The 23,700-nt window shown below is 39.8% G+C and carries 25 protein-coding genes; 3 read left to right on the top strand and 22 right to left on the bottom strand.

Going from position 1 to position 23,700, the window contains the following annotated elements:
• Positions 1 to 14: 14 nt before the first annotated feature.
• The 5 genes from ptsP to auxA all read right to left on the bottom strand — a co-directional run bounded on the left by ptsP (position 15) and on the right by auxA (position 5,361).
• Complete coding sequence (gene ptsP / locus ERX29_RS03285; protein ID WP_133443265.1) at positions 15 to 1,724, bottom strand: phosphoenolpyruvate--protein phosphotransferase; 1,710 nt, start codon at positions 1,722 to 1,724, stop codon at positions 15 to 17.
• Positions 1,724 to 1,990 (bottom strand): phosphocarrier protein HPr, encoded by a 267-nt coding sequence (locus ERX29_RS03290; RefSeq protein ID WP_133443266.1) that lies wholly within the window; start codon positions 1,988 to 1,990, stop codon positions 1,724 to 1,726. The genes ptsP and ERX29_RS03290 overlap by 1 nt, the downstream gene beginning before the upstream one ends.
• A gap of 136 nt (positions 1,991 to 2,126) precedes the next feature.
• Positions 2,127 to 2,678 (bottom strand): DUF697 domain-containing protein, encoded by a 552-nt coding sequence (locus tag ERX29_RS03295; protein ID WP_133443267.1) that lies wholly within the window; start codon positions 2,676 to 2,678, stop codon positions 2,127 to 2,129.
• 54 nt (positions 2,679 to 2,732) lie between these two features.
• Positions 2,733 to 3,902 (bottom strand): class I SAM-dependent rRNA methyltransferase, encoded by a 1,170-nt coding sequence (locus tag ERX29_RS03300; protein WP_133443268.1) that lies wholly within the window; start codon positions 3,900 to 3,902, stop codon positions 2,733 to 2,735.
• A 181-nt stretch (positions 3,903 to 4,083) separates the two neighbouring features.
• Positions 4,084 to 5,361 (bottom strand): lipoteichoic acid stability factor AuxA, encoded by a 1,278-nt coding sequence (gene auxA / locus ERX29_RS03305; RefSeq protein ID WP_133443269.1) that lies wholly within the window; start codon positions 5,359 to 5,361, stop codon positions 4,084 to 4,086.
• Positions 5,362 to 5,501: 140 nt separating this feature from the next.
• On the opposite strand from auxA, the gene ERX29_RS10940 reads away from it, so the two are divergent.
• A complete protein-coding gene (locus ERX29_RS10940; RefSeq protein WP_165981049.1) occupies positions 5,502 to 5,672 on the top strand; it encodes a hypothetical protein in 171 nt (56 codons plus the stop codon).
• 19 nt (positions 5,673 to 5,691) lie between these two features.
• On the opposite strand, the gene purD is transcribed toward ERX29_RS10940, so the two are convergent.
• Genes purD through purE form a run of 11 tightly spaced genes read right to left on the bottom strand, consistent with a single transcriptional unit; the run spans position 5,692 to position 16,800 of the window.
• Positions 5,692 to 6,936 (bottom strand): phosphoribosylamine--glycine ligase, encoded by a 1,245-nt coding sequence (purD, locus tag ERX29_RS03310; RefSeq protein WP_133443270.1) that lies wholly within the window; start codon positions 6,934 to 6,936, stop codon positions 5,692 to 5,694.
• Positions 6,937 to 6,945: 9 nt separating this feature from the next.
• Positions 6,946 to 8,424, bottom strand: a complete 1,479-nt coding sequence (gene purH, locus ERX29_RS03315) for a bifunctional phosphoribosylaminoimidazolecarboxamide formyltransferase/IMP cyclohydrolase (RefSeq protein WP_133443271.1) — start codon at positions 8,422 to 8,424, stop codon at positions 6,946 to 6,948.
• A complete protein-coding gene (gene purN / locus ERX29_RS03320) occupies positions 8,421 to 9,002 on the bottom strand; it encodes a phosphoribosylglycinamide formyltransferase (RefSeq protein WP_133443272.1) in 582 nt (193 codons plus the stop codon). The genes purH and purN overlap by 4 nt, the downstream gene beginning before the upstream one ends.
• A gap of 1 nt (position 9,003) precedes the next feature.
• A complete protein-coding gene (purM, locus tag ERX29_RS03325) occupies positions 9,004 to 10,020 on the bottom strand; it encodes a phosphoribosylformylglycinamidine cyclo-ligase (protein ID WP_133443273.1) in 1,017 nt (338 codons plus the stop codon).
• Between the two features lie 2 nt (positions 10,021 to 10,022).
• Positions 10,023 to 11,441, bottom strand: a complete 1,419-nt coding sequence (gene purF / locus ERX29_RS03330) for an amidophosphoribosyltransferase (RefSeq protein WP_133443274.1) — start codon at positions 11,439 to 11,441, stop codon at positions 10,023 to 10,025.
• Positions 11,420 to 13,597 carry a phosphoribosylformylglycinamidine synthase subunit PurL gene (gene purL / locus ERX29_RS03335; protein WP_133443275.1) on the bottom strand — a complete coding sequence of 726 codons (2,178 nt, stop codon included), beginning with the start codon at positions 13,595 to 13,597 and terminating at the stop codon, positions 11,420 to 11,422. Before purL ends, purF begins: the two co-directional genes overlap by 22 nt.
• A gap of 1 nt (position 13,598) precedes the next feature.
• Positions 13,599 to 14,258: a phosphoribosylformylglycinamidine synthase subunit PurQ gene (gene purQ, locus ERX29_RS03340; RefSeq protein ID WP_133443276.1), complete on the bottom strand. Its 660-nt coding sequence runs from the start codon at positions 14,256 to 14,258 to the stop codon at positions 13,599 to 13,601.
• On the bottom strand, positions 14,258 to 14,518 hold the full coding sequence (gene purS, locus ERX29_RS03345) for a phosphoribosylformylglycinamidine synthase subunit PurS (RefSeq protein WP_133443277.1): 261 nt from the start codon (positions 14,516 to 14,518) through the stop codon (positions 14,258 to 14,260). The genes purQ and purS overlap by 1 nt, the downstream gene beginning before the upstream one ends.
• Positions 14,518 to 15,219, bottom strand: a complete 702-nt coding sequence (gene purC, locus ERX29_RS03350; protein WP_133443278.1) for a phosphoribosylaminoimidazolesuccinocarboxamide synthase — start codon at positions 15,217 to 15,219, stop codon at positions 14,518 to 14,520. Before purC ends, purS begins: the two co-directional genes overlap by 1 nt.
• Entirely contained in the window at positions 15,216 to 16,331 is a 1,116-nt protein-coding gene (gene purK, locus ERX29_RS03355; RefSeq protein ID WP_133443279.1) for a 5-(carboxyamino)imidazole ribonucleotide synthase, read from the bottom strand. The genes purC and purK overlap by 4 nt, the downstream gene beginning before the upstream one ends.
• Complete coding sequence (gene purE / locus ERX29_RS03360; protein WP_133443280.1) at positions 16,318 to 16,800, bottom strand: 5-(carboxyamino)imidazole ribonucleotide mutase; 483 nt, start codon at positions 16,798 to 16,800, stop codon at positions 16,318 to 16,320. The genes purK and purE overlap by 14 nt, the downstream gene beginning before the upstream one ends.
• Before the next feature lie 201 nt (positions 16,801 to 17,001).
• Between purE and folD the strand changes: the two genes are divergently transcribed.
• The gene (gene folD / locus ERX29_RS03365; RefSeq protein ID WP_133443281.1) at positions 17,002 to 17,862 is read left to right on the top strand and encodes a bifunctional methylenetetrahydrofolate dehydrogenase/methenyltetrahydrofolate cyclohydrolase FolD; all 861 of its coding nucleotides are present in this window, start codon (positions 17,002 to 17,004) and stop codon (positions 17,860 to 17,862) included.
• Positions 17,863 to 17,903: 41 nt separating this feature from the next.
• Here folD and ERX29_RS03370 read toward each other — a convergent pair whose 3' ends face one another.
• Positions 17,904 to 19,046: a globin domain-containing protein gene (locus ERX29_RS03370; RefSeq protein ID WP_133443282.1), complete on the bottom strand. Its 1,143-nt coding sequence runs from the start codon at positions 19,044 to 19,046 to the stop codon at positions 17,904 to 17,906.
• Positions 19,047 to 19,178: 132 nt separating this feature from the next.
• Here ERX29_RS03370 and ERX29_RS03375 point away from each other — a divergent pair, with 132 nt between their 5' ends.
• Positions 19,179 to 19,604 carry an RrF2 family transcriptional regulator gene (locus ERX29_RS03375; RefSeq protein ID WP_133443283.1) on the top strand — a complete coding sequence of 142 codons (426 nt, stop codon included), beginning with the start codon at positions 19,179 to 19,181 and terminating at the stop codon, positions 19,602 to 19,604.
• 32 nt (positions 19,605 to 19,636) lie between these two features.
• Here the strand turns inward: ERX29_RS03375 and ERX29_RS03380 are convergent, their stop codons facing one another.
• The 5 genes from ERX29_RS03380 to ERX29_RS03400 form a co-directional block, all read right to left on the bottom strand.
• Entirely contained in the window at positions 19,637 to 20,227 is a 591-nt protein-coding gene (locus ERX29_RS03380) for a YdcF family protein (RefSeq protein WP_133443284.1), read from the bottom strand.
• A gap of 108 nt (positions 20,228 to 20,335) precedes the next feature.
• Positions 20,336 to 20,890, bottom strand: a complete 555-nt coding sequence (locus ERX29_RS03385; RefSeq protein ID WP_165981050.1) for a YdcF family protein — start codon at positions 20,888 to 20,890, stop codon at positions 20,336 to 20,338.
• Positions 20,891 to 20,955: 65 nt separating this feature from the next.
• A complete protein-coding gene (locus ERX29_RS03390) occupies positions 20,956 to 22,098 on the bottom strand; it encodes a DegT/DnrJ/EryC1/StrS family aminotransferase (RefSeq protein ID WP_133443286.1) in 1,143 nt (380 codons plus the stop codon).
• Between the two features lie 27 nt (positions 22,099 to 22,125).
• The gene (locus ERX29_RS03395; protein WP_133443287.1) at positions 22,126 to 22,719 is read right to left on the bottom strand and encodes a sugar transferase; all 594 of its coding nucleotides are present in this window, start codon (positions 22,717 to 22,719) and stop codon (positions 22,126 to 22,128) included.
• Complete coding sequence (locus tag ERX29_RS03400; protein ID WP_133443288.1) at positions 22,713 to 23,699, bottom strand: NAD(P)-binding domain-containing protein; 987 nt, start codon at positions 23,697 to 23,699, stop codon at positions 22,713 to 22,715. Before ERX29_RS03400 ends, ERX29_RS03395 begins: the two co-directional genes overlap by 7 nt.
• Position 23,700: the final 1 nt, after the last annotated feature.

Below are 23,700 nucleotides of genomic sequence, written 5' to 3' on the forward strand. Positions count from 1 at the left end.
ATTCTGCTTACTTTTTATACTCGGTTTACAAGTTCAACGACTTCTTCCTGTGTCGCACAGTTTAATGCCTGTTCAGCTAATTTCTTCATTTCAGTCTGACTTAAATTCTTGATTTGACGACGCGCTTTTAAAATGCTTGTAGCACTCATCGAAAATTCATCTAAACCTAGACCTAGCAATAGAGGAATAGCCGTTGTATCTCCAGCCATTTCACCGCACATCCCTGTCCATTTTCCTTCTTGATGACTTGCATCAATCACTTGTTTAACTAAACGTAAAATAGCAGGGTTATAAGGTTGATACAAATAAGAAACGCGTTCAGACATACGGTCAGCTGCCATTGTATATTGAATTAAATCATTCGTGCCAATACTGAAGAAGTCTACTTCTTTAGCAAAAATGTCAGCCATGGCAGCAGTAGATGGAATTTCCACCATAATGCCTAATTCGATATCATCTGCCACTTTAATTTTTTCGTCTTTCAGCTTTGCTTTCTCTTCTTCAAGAATAGCCTTCGCTTCACGGAACTCGTTGATTGTTGCTATCATCGGGAACATGATGCTTAAACTTCCATGAGCTGAAGCACGTAATAACGCACGCAGCTGAGTTCTGAAAATATCCTGCTGATCAAGACATAGTCGAATTGCACGATAGCCTAAGAACGGATTCATCTCATGAGGTAAATTTAAATACGGCAGCTCTTTATCGCCACCGATATCCAATGTACGGACAACGACACGTTTTCCTTTCATTTCAGAAAGAACGCGTTTATATGCCTCGTACTGCTCATCTTCAGTCGGCATGCTATCTCTTCCCATATACAGGAATTCAGTACGGTAAAGTCCGATACCTTCTGCACCGTTATTGATAACTCCCTCTAAATCATTAGGTGTACCAATATTAGCAGCAAGTTCAACGTGTATGCCGTCTTTAGAAGTCGTCTTATCGTTGACTAATTGCTTCAGTTCTTCCTTTTCCTGAATAAATTTTGCTTGTTTCTCTTTATAAGCCACTACAGCAGTTTCATCAGGATTAATGATCACATCACCTGTTGAACCGTCAACGATAACTAGATCACCGTGTTTGACAGCTTGAGTAACGGTTTTTGTACCGACGACCGCAGGAATTTCTAATGAACGACTCATAATCGCAGAGTGGCTCGTTCTACCTCCGATATTAGTAGCAAAACCTTTAACAAACTCTTTATTCAGCTGAGCGGTATCAGATGGTGTCAAATCCTCTGCGATAATGACAACACTTTCATTGATAGTTGTTGGATTGGGTAATGTCACACCTAGAATGTGAGCAAGAACTCGCTTAGAAACATCACGAATATCCGCCGCGCGTTCTCTCATATATTCGTTATCCATTGATTCAAAAATAGTGACAAAATTATTGGCTACAGTCATTAAAGCTGCTGCTGCATTAGATTGGTTCGTAAGAATATCATCTTCAATGGGTTGAATCAATTCTGGGTCTTCCAGTACTAATAGATGAGCATCAAATATAGCTGCTTTGTCTGGACCAAGGGCTACTTCAGCATTGTTTCTGATTTGAGTCAATTCAACTTTAGATTGATTAATAGCCGCTTTAAACTTAACAACTTCTGCTTCACTATCAGAAACTGTGTCATTAGTGTAGGATAAGTCCGGTTCTACTAAAAGATAGGCCTTCGCAATAGCTACACCATCCGAAGCGCCTATACCGTTTAACATATTTGGCATTATTCAGTTAAGCCTTCTTTAGTTAAAACGTCTGAAATAGCCTGAATTGCTTCTGTCTCATCAGTACCTTCAGCATAAATTGTAATTTCAGCATTTTTGCCTACACCTAGACTCATTACACCCATGATTGATTTTAAGTTTACTTTCTTACCGTTGTATTCTAATTGTACATCTGAATCAAATTTACTAGCTGTCTGTACCAGCATAGTAGCCGGACGAGCGTGAATACCAGTTTCATCAATAATTACATAAGATTTTTGTTCCATAATTAAATATCTCCTTTGGGCGCATGATTATGCAAATTTCAATATATAAACTAAATCGGTCTATACAGTGAATAGAATAACAAATTCCAGTCGTAACTTCAATTGTTTGATATTCTAGAATAAACAATCATATCATTTATAACTTTGTACTTTCAATAAGATCCCTTGCAACTTTCTCACATTTTTCGATATGAGACATGCCCATCTTTTTCATCATATAGTAGCTGATAGATGCAGAGATTGCCTGGCCAACAATTGGCACCCATTTAGACTGTTTTGCCAGTTCCCTTCTAGCAATAGCTTTGAAAATAACAGCTACTAGAGACTTAGATATCCGTTTGCCGATAAATTCGCTCCCTTGTCTAGCAGCGGTCACCATTACTTTCTGTTTTAAATCATCGGTCATCCCATTCACCTGCTTATGACTTAAACCATAAGTACGGTTAATCTGTTCAATTAAGTCAGTCATCAATTTCATGTCAATGCCGACTCCAAGTCCCGGAATAGGTACGATAGCACCTGCAGAACTCATCAGTGACTTATTTCTTATTAAACTTTCTGCAGCTTCCCGGCGTTCAATCAACTGTGTTTCATTGACGGGTAGTTCGTTTCTGATCATTTCAATTTTACGATTCGTTCTAGTTAATTTTTTTGCTACCTTATTAATCAGTGTATCTAATATGCCCATATGTCGTTCACTCCTTGATAGATGTTAATCATGTAATTCCCGAATAATGAAAGATTAATCTAAAAACTTAATGAGAACTACTTTTAAATACTTTGATGGTTTATAAAGATTCGTTGTTTTAAAATCTTTTGGCAGACCCATCACTTCCACAAATTCAAAATCCCTAGTCTGATTTTCTAATGTGGACTCGATCATTTTCTTAAAAGCATTCAATGTGTAATCGCTAGCATTCGTACTGCATAGTAAATAGCCGTTTGCTTTTGTAAGAAATGCCGCTTCTTCTATCAGCTCATGATAATTGCTCTTCACGCTGAATCGGCGTTTTTTAGAACGTGAAAAACTCGGAGGATCGATGACAATTAAGTCATATAATAAGTTTTTACGTCTGCAGTATTTGAACATATCAAATACATCCAACGTATATCGAAAATGATTATCCAATGTCAGTTCATTAAGTGCAAAGTTCTGTTCGATAAGTTCCAATGATCGTTTTGCGATATCCACACTTGTTGTATCCATCCCATTTTTAGCAGCTGCAACACTGAATCCTCCTGAGTAGGCAAAGAGATTCAACATCGTCCCTTCCTCAAGTGGAAGTGATAATATTTTATTTCTCACATCACGCTGATCAAGGAATATTCCTGTCATAGGACCGTCTTCAAAGTTAATCGTGTAAAATAGATTATTTTCCTCGATTATAATGGGGAATTCAGTCGGTGTGTCCGTCAGTAAATAAGTTGGTACTTCTTTTTCAAAACGTAATTTCTCATAAATGGATTCATAATTAAATACAGATTTAAGGGCTGTCAGTACTTCCTGCTGATACCGATAAATACCTTTGGAATACCATTGTATCAACAGATGTCCATTATAATTATCTACTGTAAATCCACCGAGACCGTCTCCTTCACCGTTATATATACGAAACGCATTCGTATGCCCTGCTCTATAAAGTGGTTCTCGTTCAAGACGTGCTTTTTTCATTAAATCTGTAAAATAATTCTGTGTTAATCTGACCGATAAATCATTACTTACTTTGTAGCCGATACCACGGTTCTGACGGCCAAAATAAAAAAGTCCGAGTTCTTCTTCTGACGCGTTTTTCAGAATAAATAAATCGCCTTCATTTAAATTATCCATATCAAAAACATCTGATTCTTCTACAACTAAGTAGCCATCTTTATATTTTTTGTCATGCCGCTCTTTCAACGTTACTGTTTTCACTCGCTTCACCTCATTTAGTTATACTTCACTATAACACAAAAAGAGCGCCCTTAAGGCACTCTATACGTTTGCTTATCACTGCACTTTCCCCAAAGCACAATTCTCCCATCATTATTGTAACCGCTTTCTTAAATATTATAGTGCAGCATGATGGTAATGACAATATAAAATTTTAGCTGTTTCAATAATTTTTCTTTAAATGATAAAGAAACAGTGGTGTAATCATCATTAACAGTAGGATGACAACAGGAGGAATGAACAATGATAAGTTAATTCCTTTAAACAACATAAGATAAAATGCTGTAGCTATTTTTACGAATAGAAATGTGACTGTAAAAAGCTGCCCAAAATAACCTTTATTCCTTATCTGAATCATAACAGTAAAGAATAAATAACTGCCTATTACAATTAGCATTCCCGCGAGGTTAATCCATTCATAGAAATACTGCATCTTAACGACATTAAATTTACTTACATTGAATAAAGTACTTCTATTGTTTAGTTCAATCAACGTCAAAATAATCATCAAGATACCGAACAAAAGTTCAATGTGGAAAAATTTAAACCATTTTGGTTTTCTCATCCATGTCGGAATATCTTCATCCTGTAGATCAATCCATGAAATTAAATTGAGCTTGATTCTTTTTATTAAAAGAACGAACCTCTCATCAATTTTCAATGATTGCTTTGATAACTGTTCAAATGCCTCATTTGTCTGATTATTTATTGACCGACTGATTAGCCGGTCACGTTTTTTTCTGTTGACCCGGGATAATTCCTGCTGCTGAATATCAACTTTTTTTGCGCGATGTAAGAAAATGTAGTTCCCTAAAGCACTCAATCCCATAAGAGTTAGCAGTATAAAGAAAAAGTTCAAGGACATCACGTCAAGTGGAGTGACAGATTGCTCAGCAAGGTGATCATAAATTCTATTTTGAGTTAGAATATAGGCGATTGAAAAGAAAAATAGCAGTACGATATAATGCATCTTGCGGTAATCCTGATTCAGCCGTTTTCTGTTCAGCACATAGAACATCAAAATGAAAAAAGCGATCAAATAAATCAAAGTGAATATATCATATACCGTATACATCATCACTCCAGTAAATAAAAACAGGAACAAAGCACTTAATAAATAGAAATAAGAGATGAACTGGTCGTACTGAGTAGTTTTCTTCAATGTGCGGCTCATATAAATAAAGCCTAACCCGTAAAGAATGAAGGCTATCCCATAGAGCACTGGAAAACTGTTAATATATCGGCTTAATATTTTAATGAACGCATATATATAAATATTGATAAAGTCAGTAAAATGAGACATATGCAGTTTATTGACTGCAATCTCCTTAAAATCAACGATGTCTCTGCCATAAAAAATTATGAAAGCACCAATCCCTATGAAAATCAGGCCAAGGACATAACCTATTATAATTTCTATATTATTTTTAATTATTCTCATTGTGTCACCTCATAACCATTATAAGGAAACATTATATAAAAGTCCTTTGAATACGTAAATTTCAGTCTTAAGTATGAGATGTTTTAAAATGTCTAGGCTCGGGAATGTATAATTAATAATATTTTTAGGAGGAACTAATAATGACTGATGAAAAAATCGAAGAATTCAAAGATGATGCACAACAAGCAGCAGGTAATAGTTCTAGTAATGAAACTTCAACAAATAACAAAGAAAAAGTGGATTCATTAGAAAATGATAATTCCGGTGATGAGCAGACAAAAGATGACATACAGCAATCTTTTGAACAATAAATTGAACGGCTGAGAAATCTCAGCCGTTATTTTTTATACCAAGGTGTGCAATATCCGTCCGATAGAAAAGACCATCGCTCTTTATTCTTTCTACATTTAGATAGCTCGCGTGAACTGCCTCTTCTAAAGTTCTTCCTTTACCGAGAGCAAGCATGACACGGCCACCATCCGTCTTCCATCCGTTGTCTTGTTTTAAGCCGCTGATGTAGTAATCTAATTCTCCGTCATATCCTTCGACAGAGACACCTTTAATATAGGACTTTGGATAACCTTTAGATGCCAGGACTACTCCGACTACTGTATCTTCTGACCACGACAGTTGAATAGGTTTCTTCGCTTCCAGGGCATTGAGAATATCGATAAAATCAGTCTCAAGACGGGTCAAGAGGACTTGACACTCTGGATCTCCGAAACGTGCATTGAATTCTATTACCTTTGGACCCTCCACTGTAATAATGACACCGATATATAGTAGTCCAAAATATTCCAACCCTTCTTTTTTCATCGCCTGAGAGATGGGCATAGAAATTTGTTCATTTGTCTTTGTTAATATAGTTGGATCAAAGTGTGTAACTGGACAGTAGGCACCCATACCTCCTGTGTTTGGGCCGGTGTCACCGTTATAGACACGTTTATGATCCTGAGCGATGCAGTCAAACGGAATAATGAACTCCTCATTGACAAACACCATCAGTGAAAATTCTTCCCCTTCTAAAAATTCTTCAAAAACCACTTCTGTATCACCGTCGGCATAAAATTCTTCTATTGCATTCAGTGCATCCTGTTCTGTCATAGCAACGACAACGCCTTTTCCAGCAGCAAGACCATCTTGCTTCAGGACAATCGGTGCAGAATGGTTTTTGAGAAATGCTAATGCTTGTTCTTTAGTAGAAATTATCTCGTATGCTGCTGTCGGTATGTCATACTTTTTCATCAGCTGCTTCGCAAATGACTTGGATCCTTCAATTTGTGCTGCTTCCTTATTCGGACCAAACACTTTGATGCCTTGTGCAGTAAGTACGTCAGTTAATCCATCAATTAAAGGCTGTTCTGGTCCGATAATCACCCAATCTATATTATAGGAAGATGCAAAATCTGCTATTTTGCTTTGGTCAGTTTCATCAATATCTCTGACAACCGTAGCGACATTTGCCATTGCATCATTTCCTGGTATGACAAATACTTCCTCTACTTGTTCTGACTGGCTGATGTGATGTGCTAAAGCGTGTTCTCTGCCACCTGATCCAATCACGAGTATTTTCATAATTGCCTCCTAATGTTTAAAATGGCGCATACCGGTCATTACCATCGCAATGCCCAGCTCATCAGCCAAGTCAATTGATTCCTGGTCCTTGATGGAACCTCCCGGCTGTACGATACATCTGATGCCCGCATCTGCAGCTGTTTTTACAGTATCACTCATCGGAAAAAAACCATCTGACGCCATGATTACGTGGTCATTAATTTCAACGGCACGCTCAATAGCAATTTTCGCTGATCCAACTCTGTTCATCTGCCCTGCTCCTATACCGACCGTCTGTTTATCCGTGGAAAGGACAATGGCATTGCTTTTAACGCTTTTGACAACGGTCCATCCGAGTTCAATCGCTTTCCATTGGTCAGCAGTCGGCTGACCTTTAGTTGCGACCGACATGTCACTAATATCAATTTCAGCATTATCTTTCTCCTGCACTAAATAGCCACCGGACACCGAAACAAATTCCTCATCCTCTTCTTCTTCATCCATTAGAATTTCAAGAAGACGAATATTCTTTTTCATCGTCAGCAGTTCAAGCGCTTCTGCTGTAAAAGACGGTGCAATAATCACTTCAAGAAAAATGTTTTTCAGTAGAGCAGCTGTTTGTTCATCAACAGGTTTATTAAGACTGATAATCCCACCGAAAACAGATTGATTGTCCGCACTGTATGCATTTGAAAATGCTTCAGTTATCGTTTCACCTGTTCCGACACCGCATGGATTCATATGTTTGACAGCAACTGCTGCCGGCACTTTAAACTTCTTAACGAGCTGAAGTGCTGCATCGGCATCTTTAATATTGTTATAGCTTAGTTCTTTGCCGTGGAGCTGCTTTGCTCCAGCAATTGTATTCGGCGTTGGAGACGTTTTAATAAATCGGGCTTTCTGCTGTGGATTTTCACCGTATCTTAGCGTTGTCACCTGATCCGAGAAAAAATTGACAATTGCAGCGTCATAGCGGTTTGTATGCTGGAATACTTTAATCATCAATGATTTTCTGAAATAATAGTCAGCAGCATTATGTTTAAGCTTTTCTATAACTGTTTTATAGTCTTCTGGATTAACAACCGTCAGAACGTGCCTAAAGTTTTTCGCACTCGCACGAAGCATGGTTGGACCGCCGATATCTATGTTTTCAACAGCATCTGCTTCAGTGACGTCATGTTGTGATACGACTTGTTCAAATGGATACAAATTAACAGCCACTAAATCAATCAGTTCAATACCAAGTTCCTTCAACGATTCAATATGTTCCGGCACATCTCTGTCGGCAAGTATGCCTCCGTGAATATGAGGGTGAAGTGTTTTGACACGTCCATTCATAATTTCAGGAAACTGAGTCAGGTCGATGACTGATTTAACAGAAACCCCATTCTCTTCCAAATGGCGCATTGTTCCCCCAGTTGAATAGAGCTCGTAACCGAGAAGTATAAGTTCTTGTGCAAAATCTATAATACCTGTTTTGTCAGAAACACTTAATAAAGCTTTTTTCATTGTGAACTCCTTACTTGAATGATTTTATTAATGACTCGGGGATATAGCTCATACTCCAGATTTTGAATTCTCAGCTGCAATGTTTCCTCTGTATCGTCTTCATAGACCGGACAGCTCATCTGATCGATGATTTTACCAGTATCCATTCCGCTATCCACGTAATGCACGGTAGCACCTGTTACGCGGCAACCATAACTGAGCGCTTGTCCGACAGCATTTTTCCCCGGGAAGCTCGGCAGAATTGAGGGATGAATGTTAAGAATGCGTCCGGGATATGCGTTTAACAAAGTAGGACCGAGCAGTTTCATATATCCGGCAAGTACAATCCACTCAACTTGATCACGGGTAAGCTGTTTTAAAACAGCTGTTTCATAGTCTTCTTTGTCATTAAAGCTCTTTCTGTTGAAAATATGGACCGGCAGACGGAATCTCCGAGCACGTTCAATAGCGAAAGCTTCATGGTTGTCTGTGTAAAGTCCGATGACGTTGATACCGGAAAGATAGCCAGCTTCAATATTCTCCATAATCTTTTCAAAGTTCGAACCGTTACCAGAAGCAAAAATAACTATATTCGTCATATCATACTCCTGTAAGTTCTAATTTCTCGTTCCGATGATCAATAGTACCGATGCAATACGACGGTTCGCCTATTTTAGCGAGTGATTGGATGATTGCATCGCTTTCATCACGACTAGCGATGACACAAAAACCTATCCCCATATTAAAAACATTGTACATGTCATAACGGTCAAGTTTCCCATTCAACTGCAGCCAGTCAAATATAGCAGGACAGGGAAAAGATTTGACATCGATGACTGCACTAGTGTTATCCGGCAATATTCTAGGTATATTTTCTATAAAGCCGCCGCCTGTAATATGACACATTCCTTTAACAGAATGTTTCTCAAGTATCGTCTTTACCATTTTTACATAAATACGGGTCGGCTCTATCAACGCATCAAGCAATGTACTGTTTTGGGACAAGTCAGCTTTTGTGTCCTTAATAATTTTACGGACGAGACTGTAGCCGTTCGAATGTATGCCGCTGGATGGCAAACCGATAATGACATCTCCTTTTGTAATTCGTTCACCTGAGATGTAATCTGCTTTTTCAACTGCACCAACTGCAAAGCCGGCAACATCATAATCTCCGCGCAGATACATGTCTCCCATCTCCGCTGTTTCTCCGCCGATTAATGCACAATCTGCCAGACTGCAGCCCTCAGCTATCCCCTTGACAATCTGTTCCACAATTTCCGGGTCAACTCGATTCATTGCAAGATAGTCGAGAAAATATAGGGGCAGAGCTCCTGTTGTTAAAATATCGTTGACGCACATCGCTACAGCATCAATACCGATTGTTTGATGTCGCCCATGGTCAATAGCAAGTCTCAGTTTTGTGCCGACACCATCTGTTCCTGATACAAGAACCGGTGATGTCATATTAAGTGCTGATAAATCAAATGCTGCGCCGAAACCTCCAAGAGATCCAAGTACTTCAGGACGCATCGTACGTGCCACATGTTTTTTTATCCGTTCAACAGCCTCGTATCCAGCATGGATATCGACTCCTGACGCCTTATAAGCTTCAGACATTGCTATACCCCTTTCGTTTTCTTCTCTTTTTCTTCAGGAAGCAGATAATCGACAATTTCTACTGGATAATCACCTGTGAAACAGGCATCACATTCACCATGAGAACCATGTCTGCGATAAACATCATGCATTCCTTCGACAGATAAGTAACTGAGTGAATCCACATCAATTTCTGCTCTGATGTCATCGACTGACTGGTATGCAGCAATAAGTTCTGCATGAGTCGAGACATCAATACCGTAATAACAAGGATGCTTAAGTGGTGGTGATGAAATGCCCATATGTACCTCTTTTGCTCCTGCGTTTCTCAGTGCTTTCACAATATATTTGCTTGTCGTTCCACGTACGATGGAATCATCAATGACAATGACACGTCTGCCTTCTATTACATCACGTATGGGTGCATGTTTCATCCGTACAGCACGTTCCCTCATTTCCTGATTCGGAGTGATGAATGTTCTGCCGACATAACGACTTTTTAACAGACCCTGCTCATTAGGTATACCTGAATACTGTGAGAATCCCATCGCTGCCTGTAAAGATGAATCAGGTACACCGATAACAACGTCTGCCTCAATGTTCATTTCTTTCGCCAATTGTTCACCAAGCGCCTTTCTGACGTTGTATACTGACTGTCTATTGAATTCAGAATCCGGCCTAGCAAAATAGACATATTCCATTGAACATAGCTTGCTGTCTCTATACTGTGAGTAATTGTCCTCATCAATACCTTCGTTAGTAAAAGTCAGTACTTCGCCCGGTCTGATATCTCGGATGTAGCTGGCACCTATAGTATTAAAAGCACATGTTTCGCTTGCTATACAGTATGCACCATCAATCATCCCGAGCATTAACGGTCTCACACCCTGGTTATCCAGTGCTGCTGACAGACTGTTCTTTCTAAGGACTAGAAAAGCAAAGGCACCTTTAATCATATTGAGCGCTGCTTTTAAGTTCGCTTGTTCATTCATTGAACGAGCTTTCAATAGCAGATGACCTAATACTTCTGAATCACTTGAAGTCTGAAAAATAGATCCTCCATCTTCCAGTGCTAATCTGATCTGACGGGCATTAGTCAGATTACCATTATGAGCGAGTCCAAGATCGCCTTTAGAATGTTTAAAGATAAAAGGCTGTACATTAGACAGTTCAGAAGCGCCTGTCGTTGCATAACGGACATGACCGATAGCATTCGTATAGCCTGTCAGTGAGTCAAGCTGTATTTGACTGATAGCCTCAGGCAAAAGCCCCATGCCTCTCGCTCCGAAAATATTCTCACCGTTTGAACAGACAATTCCTGCCCCTTCCTGCCCACGGTGCTGCAAGCTATGAAGCGCCATATATGTGAGTTCCGCTGCATCCGGATGATTCCATATGCCGAACACTCCGCATTCTTCATTTAGACCGCGGATGTCATACATGTTTTAATAGCTCCCTTCCAAGTGCCGATGATAGTTTTAATGTCATGATTGATGCGACCGCCGTCATAACTGATGGACAGCTTGTCAGTGCCAAAGGTACCGATTTTCACAGCCCCTTTCACTGGCATGTCCTGCGCAATCAGAATATAACGCCCGGGTGTTTCTGCAAATAGCTGGGCAGCTGTTAATTCCACGGTCACATCAATACCTGTTTCAAAGTAAGCCGCTATTTGTGCAAGCTTAATAGCAAGCCCTCCTTTGCCTGGTGACTGAACATGAGAAACTTTGCCGGAACGTATAGCGCTGAGTACTTCTTTTCCGTATTTCACTTCCTGTTCCAGATCAATAGCACTATCATGATGCGCGACATCCCCAAAAATTAGTTTTTCAATCTGAGAACCTCCAAAATCATTTTGAGTATCACCCAGTATATATATATGGTCTCCAGCTGTTGGATGATAATCATGTAAAAAACTAATGTCGTCAATCAGACCGACCATACCTACAATAGGAGTCGGGAAAATAGCACTGCCATTTGTCTCGTTATACAAGCTGACATTACCAGAAACTACGGGTGTATTGAGAGCGCGGCATGCGTCAGCCATTCCCCGAGTTGACTCAGCCAGCTGATAATAAATTTCCGGCTTTTCCGGACTACCATAATTCAGACAATCCGTCATTGCGAGCGGCTCGCTTCCTACTGCTATTAAATTACGGTATGCTTCTGCTACGACCATCATGCCGCCAATATAAGGATTGTTGTATACATAGCGGGCTTCTCCGTCTATTGTCGAGGCAATAGCTTTCGTTGTTCCTTCTATACGGGTCACACCAGCTGATAACCCCGGCTTAATAATGGTATTTGCACCGACCTGCTGATCATATTGTGAGTATGCCCAGTATTTAGAAGCCATCGTCGGATGTTTTAATAGCTTTAAAAACACATCCTCTGCATTTATCTCGCTGTAATCGTGGTTCACTTGTACATACTCAGCCGCACGTCCTTCAAGGGTATAGACAGGTGCTTCGTCAGACAGAGGCTGTACAGGGATGTCCGCATACTTCTCTCCTTCATATGTCAGGACGAAGCGGGCTGTATCAGTCACTTCTCCGATGATTGCTGTGTCAAGCTCACGTCGTTCGAACAGCTCAAGAAATTTCTGTTCTGCTCCTTTTTGGACGACGAGCAGCATACGTTCCTGTGTTTCTGACAGCATCATCTCATAAGGAGAAATTCCGCTTTCACGTACTGGTACTTTCTCAAGCATGAGATGAATTCCGGAACCGCCTTTTGCCGCCATTTCTGAAGATGATGAAGTCAGTCCTGCCGCCCCCATATCCTGAATGCCGATGAGTTCAGGATAAGTAATAGCTTCCAATGTAGCTTCCATCAGTTTTTTGCCGACAAACGGATCACCGATTTGCACTGAAGGTCTCTTGGACTCTGAAGTTTCATTTAGTTCTTCGGATGCAAATGTAGCACCATGAATACCATCTCTTCCTGTTTTCAGACCGACATAGATGACCGAGTTGCCTGCTCCTTTAGCTGTACCTTTTTGAATTTTATCATTGTCAATGACGCCGACACACATAGCATTGACCAGCGGATTCCCATCATAGCGGGCATCAAATTCAATTTCTCCAGCAACTGTCGGTATACCGATACAGTTGCCATAACCACTGATTCCGGAGACAACACCTTTAAGTAAACGCTGATTCTGCCTGCTGTCCAGTTCACCGAAACGGAGACTGTTGAGTAGTTGTATCGGACGAGCACCGATGGATACAATGTCACGGATAATACCCCCCACTCCTGTAGCTGCCCCTTGATACGGTTCAATGGCACTAGGATGATTGTGCGATTCCACCTTGAAGACGACTGCCTGGTTATCACCGATATCCACAACACCTGCACCTTCACCCGGACCCATCAGAACTCGCTCTCCTGTGGTTGGAAATTGTCTCAAGAAAGGTTTGGAATGCTTATATGAACAATGTTCACTCCACATAACAGAGAAAATACCAGTCTCAGTATAATTAGGCAGCCTCCCTAAAATCGTACATACTTTGTCATACTCTGCTTCTGTCAGTCCCATTTCTTTATAGATCTGATTCAGTTTAATATCCGTTGCGGTCGGTTCAACAAACTTTGCCATATCACTTTCCCCAGCTTTCTAAAATAGATTGAAAAAGTCTCTTACCATCCTCTGAACCAAGCAGTGTTTCCATCGCACGCTCTGGATGCGGCATCATCCCGAGAACATTTCCATTGTGATTTACGATACCTGCGATATCCTCAACAGATCCATTCGGATTGTCTGTATAAGTCAGGATAATCTGGTGGTTACGTTGCAGCTCTGTTAATGTTTCCGGAGAGCAGTAGTAACTGCCTTCACCATGAGCAATAGGGAAGCTGACGGTTTCATTTTCTTTATAAAGATGAGTGAACTTTGACGCGCTGCTGATTTTCAAGCGTGCATCATGACAGATGAATTGATGACTTTCATTATGAAGCAGCGCTCCAGGTAACAATCCTATTTCCGTCAGAATTTGAAAACCATTGCAGACTCCGAGCACTGGTTTCCCTTCTGCTGCAAATCGTTTCACTTCATCGACAATTGGGGCAACGCGTGCCATAGCGCCACACCGCAGATAATCTCCGAATGAAAATCCACCTGGAATTAATACGCCGTCAAATCCGCTAAGTGTTGTTTCTCGGTAGTCTACGTAATCAGCTTCCATTCCTGTGCTGATTGCCGCGTTTAACATGTCTCTGTCGCAGTTCGAACCTGGAAATTCAATGACCGCTAGTTTCATCAATGATTCTCCTTTACCTCTATCACATTATATGAGTATTCCTCTATCACTGTATTCGCAAATAATTTCTCACTCAATGTTTGGATCACCTGCTCAATTTCACTATCTGCCGTCGCGTCAACAGTTATATATAATACCTTGCCGACACGAATATCATTGATTTGCGGATAACCAAGGTCATGTACAGCACGAGTTAAAGTCTGTCCTTGAGTATCCAGAACTTGCTGCTGCAGCGTAATAAATAATTCAATCTTCTTCATTAGAGAGCCTCCAGTTTGTTATAGAATGCAGTATAAGTTTGAATCAGAGAGCCTGTGTTTTCCCGGTAGACATCTTTGTCAAAGTTCTCATGAGTTGTCTTATCCCATATTCTGCATGTATCAGGTGAAATTTCATCTGCAAGCAGAATAATGCCATTGTGGTCTCTACCGAACTCAATCTTAAAATCAACAAGCAGCAGATTCATCTTGTTCATCAGTTCAATTAAGATATTATTGATAGTAAGTGCCTGCTCCTTTAATATCTGAATCTCAAGGTCATCTGCAATATGAAGTAGTTTGATATGATCTTCTGTTATTAAAGGATCATTTAACTCATCACTCTTATAATAAAATTCTACGAGAGGGGTCTCAAATGGCTGTCCCTTTGTCAAACCGAGACGGTTCAGTATTGAACCAGCTGCTTGATTTCTGACGACGACTTCAAGTGGAATGATGTCGACTTTTCTGACAAGCTGCTCGGTTTCAGATAGGCGGCTGATAAAATGCGAATTGACTCCAGACTCAGCAAGCTTTTCAAAAAACTTAGATGTAATCAGATTATTGAGACGTCCTTTCCCTTTTATTATGTCTTTCTTAGCTCCGTTGCCAGCTGTCACTTCGTCCTTATATTGAATGCGATATACTTCATTTTCATCTGTACTGAACACATATTTCGCCTTTCCTTCATAGACTAATGTCATCTCATACGCTCCTCGTATATAGTTTCGTAATCATTAAAAAGATTTAAAATAGTGACATGTCCCATCTTTCGATCATTTTTTCGTATTTCCTTGCCGTAAACATGAACGTGCCAATCAGGATGTTCATGGAATGTGTCCTCCATAATTTCAAGATCCTGACCTAGAAGGTTATACATTACTGCAGGCTGATGCAATGTAATCCGTTCCGGTAACGTCCATCCCGCAACACTTAGTATATGAGTATCAAACTGCGAGTAATCACATGCCTCTATAGAATAGTGTCCGGAATTGTGCGGTCTAGGCGCAATTTCGTTAACATAAAGCTTGTTGTTCTGATCGATGAAGAATTCGACAGTAAATGTTCCAACAAAGTGAATATTCTTCATAATTTTTTTCACTTCTTCAATTGCTGAACTTTGCAGCTGGTGAGTTCCGGTAACTGTTGTTTTATAGAGTATCTGATGACGATGAATATTTTCCTGTACCGGAAAGAAAACGAGACTGCCGTCTAATGCCGCTGTCGCAGTTATAGATATTTCAGATGCGAGCATAATCATCTGTTCCGCAACGCACGGAACTTCACTTTTAATGAAATCTACTGCTTCTGTAAGTTGTTCTGCATTATTCACCACCAGCTGGCCTTTACCGTCATAGCCACCGAAAGCTGTCTTTAAAATAAAAGGGTAACCGAGGTGCTCGACCACTCTATTAAGTGAATCCGGATTACTAACATGCATATACGGGACTACTTGTGCACCTGATGACTCAATGGCATTCTTCTCAGTCAATCGATTCTGTAATGTTACTACCGTCCGGAATCCTTGAGGAACATTGAATTTCTCTGAGAGGGCCGCAAGCGTATCTCCGCTGATATTTTCAAATTCATAAGTTATTGCATCACTTAGTCCACCGAGCTGTATCAGCGCCTCCATATCATTGTATGGTGCATGAATAAAATGATGAGCTGAAAATCTTGCAGGACATGTATCATCTGGATCAAGGACAGCAACTTTAAACCCCATTCGCTGAGCAGAATGCGCCATCATCTTGCCAAGCTGACCTCCACCGATAATGCCGATCGTACTTCCTACCTTGAGTTTAGTGAAGCTCATGCTGCATAGCCTCCACATCTCTGATCAAAGTTTCCTCATAGTCATCCAGCAGAGAAACGATTGACTCATCTTTTAGAGCCAGTATCCGTGCTGCTAGTATTCCTGCATTTTTCGCCCCCGCTCGACCAATAGCAGTCGTAGCAACTGGTATTCCTCCAGGCATCTGAACGATAGAAAGGAGCGAATCCATACCATTTAACGTCTTTGTTTCTATCGGTACGCCTATTACAGGTACTGTTGTGAGAGATGCGATCATCCCCGGCAGATGAGCCGCGCCTCCCGCTCCTGCAATAATGAGGTCAATGTTGTTCTGTCTTGCGTTCTTTGCAAATGTCATCATGACGTCTGGTGTCCGGTGCGCTGACACCACCGATTTATCAAAAGGTATCTTAAAGTAATCAAGCATGAGACAGGTTTCCTTCATTGTTTCCCAATCAGACGAAGAACCCATAACCACAGCAACTTTCATTGATTTTCAGCTCCCATTCATTGATGTTCTGATTCGATAAAGTGTATATTACTTGTATAGCATATCAACATACCGACCCGAATTCAATGAAATATACGTACATTTTTATAAAAATATATAAAATTTAAGTATTTAGTTCGTGTTTTAGGTTTAAATAATATGTGATATAATAAAAAATGTTCGAAAAATAGGAGGATGACAATGACAGCAAAAATTTTAGACGGTAAAAAAATTGCTCAAGATTACAGAGCCAAACTAAAAAAAGAAGTAGCAGTAATGAAAGCACAAACTTTTACTCCAAATTTAACTGTCGTATTAGTCGGTAATGATGGTGCGAGTTTAAGCTATGTCACTTCGAAAAAAAAGGCAGCCGAAGCGATCGGTATGTCGTCTGATATTATTAAACTTGAAGAAAATACATCAGAAGAAGAAGTTCTGAAGATAATCAGAGGGTTAAATGAAAACCCACAAGTACATGGAATTCTTGTACAGGTTCCATTGCCTGAACAGATCAATGAATCTCATATTCTTGAAGAAATTGCACCTGAAAAAGATGTTGATGGCTTTAGTCCAATTAATATCGGGCGTTTATACGCCGGTGTTGAAACATTTATACCGTGCACGCCTCTCGGTATTATGGAACTGCTGAAACATGCTGACATTAATCTCACAGGAAAAGAAATCGCTGTTATCGGACGCAGTCATATCGTCGGCCAGCCTGTTGCGAAATTGCTGACAGACAGCGATGCGACAGTGACACTGCTTCATTCAAAAAGTAAATTTCTTAAAGATACATTGAAACGTTCAGACGTCATTATTTCTGCGGTAGGAAAACCTGGACTTGTGACGGTGGAAGATGTAAAACCCGGAGCAGTAGTAATTGATGTCGGCAATACAGTTGTAGACGGTAAATTACGCGGTGATGTGGACTATGAAGCTGTCAAAGAAGTTGCAGGAGCGATTACACCAGTCCCCGGGGGAGTTGGACCGATGACCATTACAATGGTGCTCAACAACACACTGATTGCAGCACAACGACTCGTAGAAAAACAAAAAAATTGAGCCACATATTTAATTTGTGGCTCAATTTTTATTAAATGGACTTAAACAGTAATACTCATTTTCGGTCCGAACGGTTCGAAATGAATGTGTGTGCGGTCGATTCCAAGCTCATCCAGAATAACCAGCATTCCTTCCATAAAGCTGACACTTCCGCACATGTAGATTTCTTCGTTACCATTAATCACCTGTGCAAGTTTATCTCTTGTCAGTCGACCCGATTCTTCAGAGTAATTGAAGTAGAACTGAATGTTCTCTTTATCATGGAATGCTGTAATCTCATCTTTAAAGGGCACTTCTGCACGGTTATATGCTGAATGGATAAATGTCACCTGCTTATCTGATGAAGATTCCAGCATCGCCATGAGCGGTGTCATACCTACACCACCGCTTAAGAACACAAGCGGCTGTTCAGTCGTATGCAGTGTAAACTCACCGGCAGGCGCAGACAATAGTATTTCATCACCGACAGAGATGTTATCATGTAAGTAGTTTGAGACAATTCCTTTTTCAGAGCCCGCGACATCACGTTTCACAGCAAATTTAATACCACTTGAGATATCATCTGAACAAATGGAATAATGACGCAGCATATCATTATTTTCACCTTCGGGATGAACTTTCACCGTAATGTACTGACCGGGTACAACTGGCTGAAGTTTAATGTTATTGATCGGCGACACGGTAAATGATTTAATATGTTCAGATTCCTGTTTGATATTTGCTACTTTGAACGGCTTGAAACCATGCCACTCTTCTTCTTTATACAGTCCTTGTTCCATCTGAATGAACACGTCTGCTATCACACCATATGTTTCTGTCCAGGCATTAACGATCTCTGGAGTTGCAGCCTCTCCCAATACTTTTTGAATGGCATAAATCAAGTTCTCTCCGACAATCGGATAATGTTCTGGTTTGACCTGAAGTGCTCGATGTTTATGGGCAATCTGATTGACGTTCGGAATAATTGCTTCAAGATGATCGATATGTTTAGCTGCAGCAAGAACTGTCTGTGCAAGTGCTGCCTGCTGTCTTCCCTGCTGCTGATTGGTTTTATTGAATATATTCAACAATTCAGGATGCTCTTCAAACATATGAGCATAAAATACAGTCGTAATTTCATTTCCATGCTCTTCTAATACAGGTATTGTCGCTTTAATAATCTCTCTTGTCTCAAGTGATAACATAAAATTTCCCCCTAAACATATATTTTAAATACATCTTTAATATAATCGTAATTTCCGGTAAAAACAATAGAATTGCAATTTGTTTGTTATTCTGTAACAATTAGTGACAGACTGTTAAAGGAGTCCACGATAATGAAATTAACTCTTTACTCAGATTACTCTCTTCGCGTATTAATGTATCTAGCTAATCGCAATCAGCTTGCACAAATAGATGACATCGCAAAGTTTTATAATATCTCCAAAAATCATTTGACAAAAATCGTTCATAATCTCGTCAATCTAGGTTATGTGACTTCTATCAGGGGACGGGGCGGCGGTATAATGCTAAAAACGAATCCTGAAGATATTAATGTCGGGGCATTGATCAGACAGACTGAGGAAAACTTCACTTTAGTTGAATGTTTTGATCCTGAAACAAATACTTGTCCATTGATTGACCACTGCGGCTTGCAGTCTGTCCTTGGCGAAGCACTGACAGCCTATATTAATGTTCTTGATCAGTATACCGTCGCAGATGTGACACCAGGATACCGCATACAAAAAGAAGAGCACAGCTAATAATGCTATGCTCTTCTTTTCAAATTAATATTCTACAGGTCAATAAATTTATATAGCCCGAACCAGTATGCAAAGAGCTTAACAACTTCTCCTCTTGCTAGTGATTTGCCTATATCTGTTTCGTTCCATGCATTTCCGTCTTTATCCTTAATCCCAACTACAGTAATATCATAATCGTTGTTCTTATCTGCTCTGTCATATGCAAGTTTTGTCCGTGCTGTATGATAATCACTTGTCACAACAATAGCTGACTTCATATTATTTTTTTTCATCAGTGCCAACGTATTTGTCGCATTAGTCCAGGTGGATGTTGCTTTTTTCTCCAAAATCAAATCTTTCTTTGGAACGCCCGCTTCAACCATCGCCTGCACATTATCAATTCCCGGAATTTTCACTACTGGAGATACCATGACTTTTGGCGCGTATTTTTCTTGATAGAGCTTACCTGCCTGGGTCCAGCGGTTAGTATCTCCACCGTCAATCATAATGATGACGTCAGACTTAACCGGTTTCTCACCTTGCGACACATGATTATAGGCATAGACTGCTGAACCTGCTGCTATTAATGCCAGTAAAACAAGAATCCCTAATACTATCAATAGTGTCCGTTTCTTATTCTTCATAAAACACCTCTTCTTTGATTAATAAAAAGGAACCCCTCGTTATATGCTTATCATAACTTAAAAGAGACCGTTAGTGTTGTGAAGCAGTTACATCACGAAAGAATACTTTTATAAATTTAACCAAAATCTCGGTAACTGCCATATTTCATGCTGTGCTTTTTTGCTATAATTTTCACTGTTCTTATTATTCATCACACTTTTATGATAGAAAAAATGAACCGTATCATTTTTTTCATATGTATTGATTAACCGCTTCATCTCATAATCATTGGCGACGATTAAAGCAGTCTGGTATTTATTTTTAGTCATCAATTGTCTGACAGCTACCGCTGACTCTTTCATAGATGTGCTGTAATAATCAGGAATGACATCAGTCTTTTTTAAATCATGCTTTTTCATCAGATGAACCATATCAACTTTACTGTTTACAACAAAAGGTGATATGACAATTTTTTTGCCGTATCCTTCATTCATCAGTTTTTTTGCTGTGTTAAATAATTCATCTTCGTTGGAAACCGCATAAACTATAATGATATCGCTCCGACCAAGTTTATCGTCAACAAGAAGATGATTATAGCCAAAATAAGCAAATGAGAAAACTACAAGTAGAATGATATACAAACTACAAATTGCTGCAAATAATATTTTCCAAAAATTTTTCATGGCTATATCTACCATCTTCCTGGTCAATTAAATATTTAAGAAAAAGCTGAAAATAAATTTTCAGCTCATCGTTGTTCTGTTAAAAACTTTTTTATTTGCTCTGCAACAAAATATATATCTTCATCAGTCATGATTGTAGCTGAAGGAAGGCATAGACCATTTTCAAATAAGTCTTTTGACACATCTTCATCATGTGCATAGTACTTGCAGCCTTCAAATACTGGCTGCAGATGAAGCGGCTTCCATACAGGGCGTGCTTCAATGTTCTGCTCTGCCAGGTAATCGATTAGTTCTACAGGTGTAACGTCTGTATTCTTACGGTTTAAAGTCAAGGCTGTCAGCCAGCGGTTAGATTTTGTATCTTCAAGCTCCGGCATGAACTCTACTGCTGGTAATTCACCCAGTACTTCATTATAAATATCGAAGATTTCCCGTCTTCTTGTTACACGGTCTTCAAGAATTTCCATCTGTCCACGTCCAATTCCTGCAAGGACGTTACTTAATCGGTAGTTATATCCGGAAACACTATGCTGATAATGCAGCGCTTTATCACGGGCTTGTGTCGCTAAAAATCTTGCTTTATCAATTAATTCTTTGTCGTCTGCCAGGAGCATACCACCACCACTTGTCGTGATGATTTTATTACCGTTGAACGAGAAGATGGAAAATTTACCGAAAGATCCTGATTTACGTCCTTTATATATAGCACCAAGGCTTTCAGCCGCATCTTCGATCACAGGTACTCCGTATTTTTTGCATAGTGCAAGCAGTTCGTCCATTTTAGCTGGCTGACCATACAAATTGACTATAATCACAGCTTTAGGCAGTTTACCTTCAGCCTCCGCTTCTTGTAATGCTTTTTCAAGGGCCTTCGGAGACATATTCCATGTATCCCTCTCAGAATCAATGAATACAGGTTCTGCTTTTTCATAGATGATAGGATTTGCACTCGCAATAAAAGTCAAGGCCGAACAGAAAACCGTGTCTCCTTGCTGAACATCCAGCAGTTTAACAGCAAGGTGAATCGCTGCAGTACCAGAAGATAAGGCAGCTGCCGCTGTTCTTTCGCTATAGTCAGCTACTGCTTCTTCAAATGCATCTACATTAGGCCCAAGTGGTGCTATCCAGTTTTGTTCAAATGCTTCATTAGCATATTTCTGTTCGTTACCACCCATATGTGCAATTGATAAATGGATTCTCTTATTCATTAGCTTAGCCTTCCCTCTTTTAACATTTTAGTGATTTCCTTTAAAGACCGGAGTCGTTGCATGTCCGTCCTGACTGATATCTGAACGCTTAAAAACTTTCATTACTGTTAAAATCAGAATGTACATATCCAGTATAAAGCTTTGATGGTCGACGTACCACACATCCAGATTAAATTTATCTTCCCAGCTGATATTATTTCGACCATTGACTTGAGCCCAACCGGTGATACCCGGGCGTACTTCCATTCTTCTTTGCTGATGCTCATTATATAAAGGTAAATACTGCATAAGTAAAGGTCTTGGCCCCACTAAGCTGATATCCCCTTTAACAACGTTAAATAATTGAGGAAGCTCATCTATGCTCAGCTTACGAAGTGTCTCACCAAACGGTGTCAACCGCACTTCATCCGGAAGCAGATTTCCTTCTGCATCACTTTCATCGGTCATTGTTCGAAATTTATAAATTTCAAATGGTTCACCGTCTTTACCAGGCCGCGTTTGTTTAAACAGCACAGGTGATCCCAGTTTCTTTTTGATCAATACTGCTGATGTCACAATGACCGGACTTAACGCGATAATTGCTGTTGCGGCTACAGTCACATCAAATATTCTCTTTAACATGATTTCTGCTCCTTTATCGCTTCATTGACAAGTCGGATCTTTTCATGGTCTTCAATCGACAGTTCATCTTCCCTTTTCACTCCACCGATTCCATTCGCAGCTCCTATGACTCTCTTTGGTTTAACAATACGATCAACTATAATGTCCCCTGACTGTCCAATAATACCACCCGAAACAATATGAACAGTATTTAATGTACGTTCTCCTTTTATTTCGGTAAAAAAAGTGGAGTTAAATGACTGATCAATACCATTTAAGACATCGTTCGATATTCTGACATCAAGCCTTAATACATCATATCCTTCTGCCAATGCCCGTTTAATGAAAGATTTCTTAAAGTTTCCAATACCCCCATCTATTGCGATGGCTCCTTCATTGAAGTAATCCAGATAACGCTCATCGATCACTTCTGTTGCAGAAATCATCGTACATAATACATCAATTGGTTCTTTATCCCACACTTTGATCTGCTTCGTATACTTCGGCAGCATCTCGTTGATCATCTTGACGAACAAATCGACTTTTTCCTGGTTACGCCCATGAAGAAAGACATTGTAATTTCTCTCTGCAAGTCGGATAGCGAGTTTTATCCCAATATTACCTGTTCCAACAATTATAATGTTCTTATCTTTATCTTTGACTGATTTGTATATCAGTATGTCTGCAGCATCCATGGCTAAATCGTTAGGTTTGATTTCCCTCAGCCTGGCACTGCAGATATTATCATTCACGAGTTTGTATAAGTCAATGTTCTGCTTTCGTTCTACATCCACATAAATGTAGAAGGCTAGTTCATCAAATAATGAGATGATTTCTTTGGCAATAGTTTCACTAGCGATAGAAAAACTCATGCATTTCTGACTGTTAATCAATTTATCCGGTAATCTCAGGAAATCTGAACTATGGTTTGACGTAGTTGCGAGCATGATTGAATCGTACTGCTCAGCTATAAATTCTTCTTTCAACTGATGAGCGTCCATT

Origin of the sequence: Macrococcus lamae (assembly GCF_004359545.1) — a bacterium.
In the GTDB taxonomy this organism is placed as follows: domain Bacteria; phylum Bacillota; class Bacilli; order Staphylococcales; family Staphylococcaceae; genus Macrococcus; species Macrococcus lamae.

Bases quoted from the DNA above. Each gene is read 5' to 3' on its own strand.
- purE (WP_133443280.1), bottom strand. From the start codon at position 16,800: ATGAAAGTTGCTGTGGTTATGGGTTCTTCGTCTGATTGGGAAACAATG.
- ERX29_RS03290 (WP_133443266.1), bottom strand. From the start codon at position 1,990: ATGGAACAAAAATCTTATGTAATTATTGATGAAACTGGTATTCACGCT.
- purQ (WP_133443276.1), bottom strand. From the start codon at position 14,258: ATGAAACTAGCGGTCATTGAATTTCCAGGTTCGAACTGCGACAGAGAC.
- ERX29_RS03385 (WP_165981050.1), bottom strand. From the start codon at position 20,890: ATGAAAAATTTTTGGAAAATATTATTTGCAGCAATTTGTAGTTTGTAT.
- purN (WP_133443272.1), bottom strand. From the start codon at position 9,002: ATGACGAATATAGTTATTTTTGCTTCTGGTAACGGTTCGAACTTTGAA.
- ERX29_RS03370 (WP_133443282.1), bottom strand. From the start codon at position 19,046: ATGTTATCACTTGAGACAAGAGAGATTATTAAAGCGACAATACCTGTA.
- auxA (WP_133443269.1), bottom strand. From the start codon at position 5,361: ATGAGAATAATTAAAAATAATATAGAAATTATAATAGGTTATGTCCTT.
- purK (WP_133443279.1), bottom strand. From the start codon at position 16,331: ATGAGCTTCACTAAACTCAAGGTAGGAAGTACGATCGGCATTATCGGT.
- ERX29_RS03390 (WP_133443286.1), bottom strand. From the start codon at position 22,098: ATGAATAAGAGAATCCATTTATCAATTGCACATATGGGTGGTAACGAA.
- purD (WP_133443270.1), bottom strand. From the start codon at position 6,936: ATGAAAATACTCGTGATTGGATCAGGTGGCAGAGAACACGCTTTAGCA.
- ERX29_RS03400 (WP_133443288.1), bottom strand. From the start codon at position 23,699: ATGGACGCTCATCAGTTGAAAGAAGAATTTATAGCTGAGCAGTACGAT.
- ptsP (WP_133443265.1), bottom strand. From the start codon at position 1,724: ATGCCAAATATGTTAAACGGTATAGGCGCTTCGGATGGTGTAGCTATT.
- ERX29_RS03295 (WP_133443267.1), bottom strand. From the start codon at position 2,678: ATGGGCATATTAGATACACTGATTAATAAGGTAGCAAAAAAATTAACT.
- ERX29_RS03380 (WP_133443284.1), bottom strand. From the start codon at position 20,227: ATGAAGAATAAGAAACGGACACTATTGATAGTATTAGGGATTCTTGTT.
- purC (WP_133443278.1), bottom strand. From the start codon at position 15,219: ATGACATTAGTCTATGAAGGAAAGGCGAAATATGTGTTCAGTACAGAT.
- ERX29_RS03395 (WP_133443287.1), bottom strand. From the start codon at position 22,719: ATGTTAAAGAGAATATTTGATGTGACTGTAGCCGCAACAGCAATTATC.
- purL (WP_133443275.1), bottom strand. From the start codon at position 13,597: ATGGCAAAGTTTGTTGAACCGACCGCAACGGATATTAAACTGAATCAG.
- purH (WP_133443271.1), bottom strand. From the start codon at position 8,424: ATGAAAAAAGCTTTATTAAGTGTTTCTGACAAAACAGGTATTATAGAT.
- ERX29_RS03375 (WP_133443283.1), top strand. From the start codon at position 19,179: ATGAAATTAACTCTTTACTCAGATTACTCTCTTCGCGTATTAATGTAT.
- folD (WP_133443281.1), top strand. From the start codon at position 17,002: ATGACAGCAAAAATTTTAGACGGTAAAAAAATTGCTCAAGATTACAGA.
- purF (WP_133443274.1), bottom strand. From the start codon at position 11,441: ATGTATGACATCCGCGGTCTAAATGAAGAATGCGGAGTGTTCGGCATA.
- purM (WP_133443273.1), bottom strand. From the start codon at position 10,020: ATGTCTGAAGCTTATAAGGCGTCAGGAGTCGATATCCATGCTGGATAC.
- purS (WP_133443277.1), bottom strand. From the start codon at position 14,518: ATGAAGAAGATTGAATTATTTATTACGCTGCAGCAGCAAGTTCTGGAT.
- ERX29_RS10940 (WP_165981049.1), top strand. From the start codon at position 5,502: ATGACTGATGAAAAAATCGAAGAATTCAAAGATGATGCACAACAAGCA.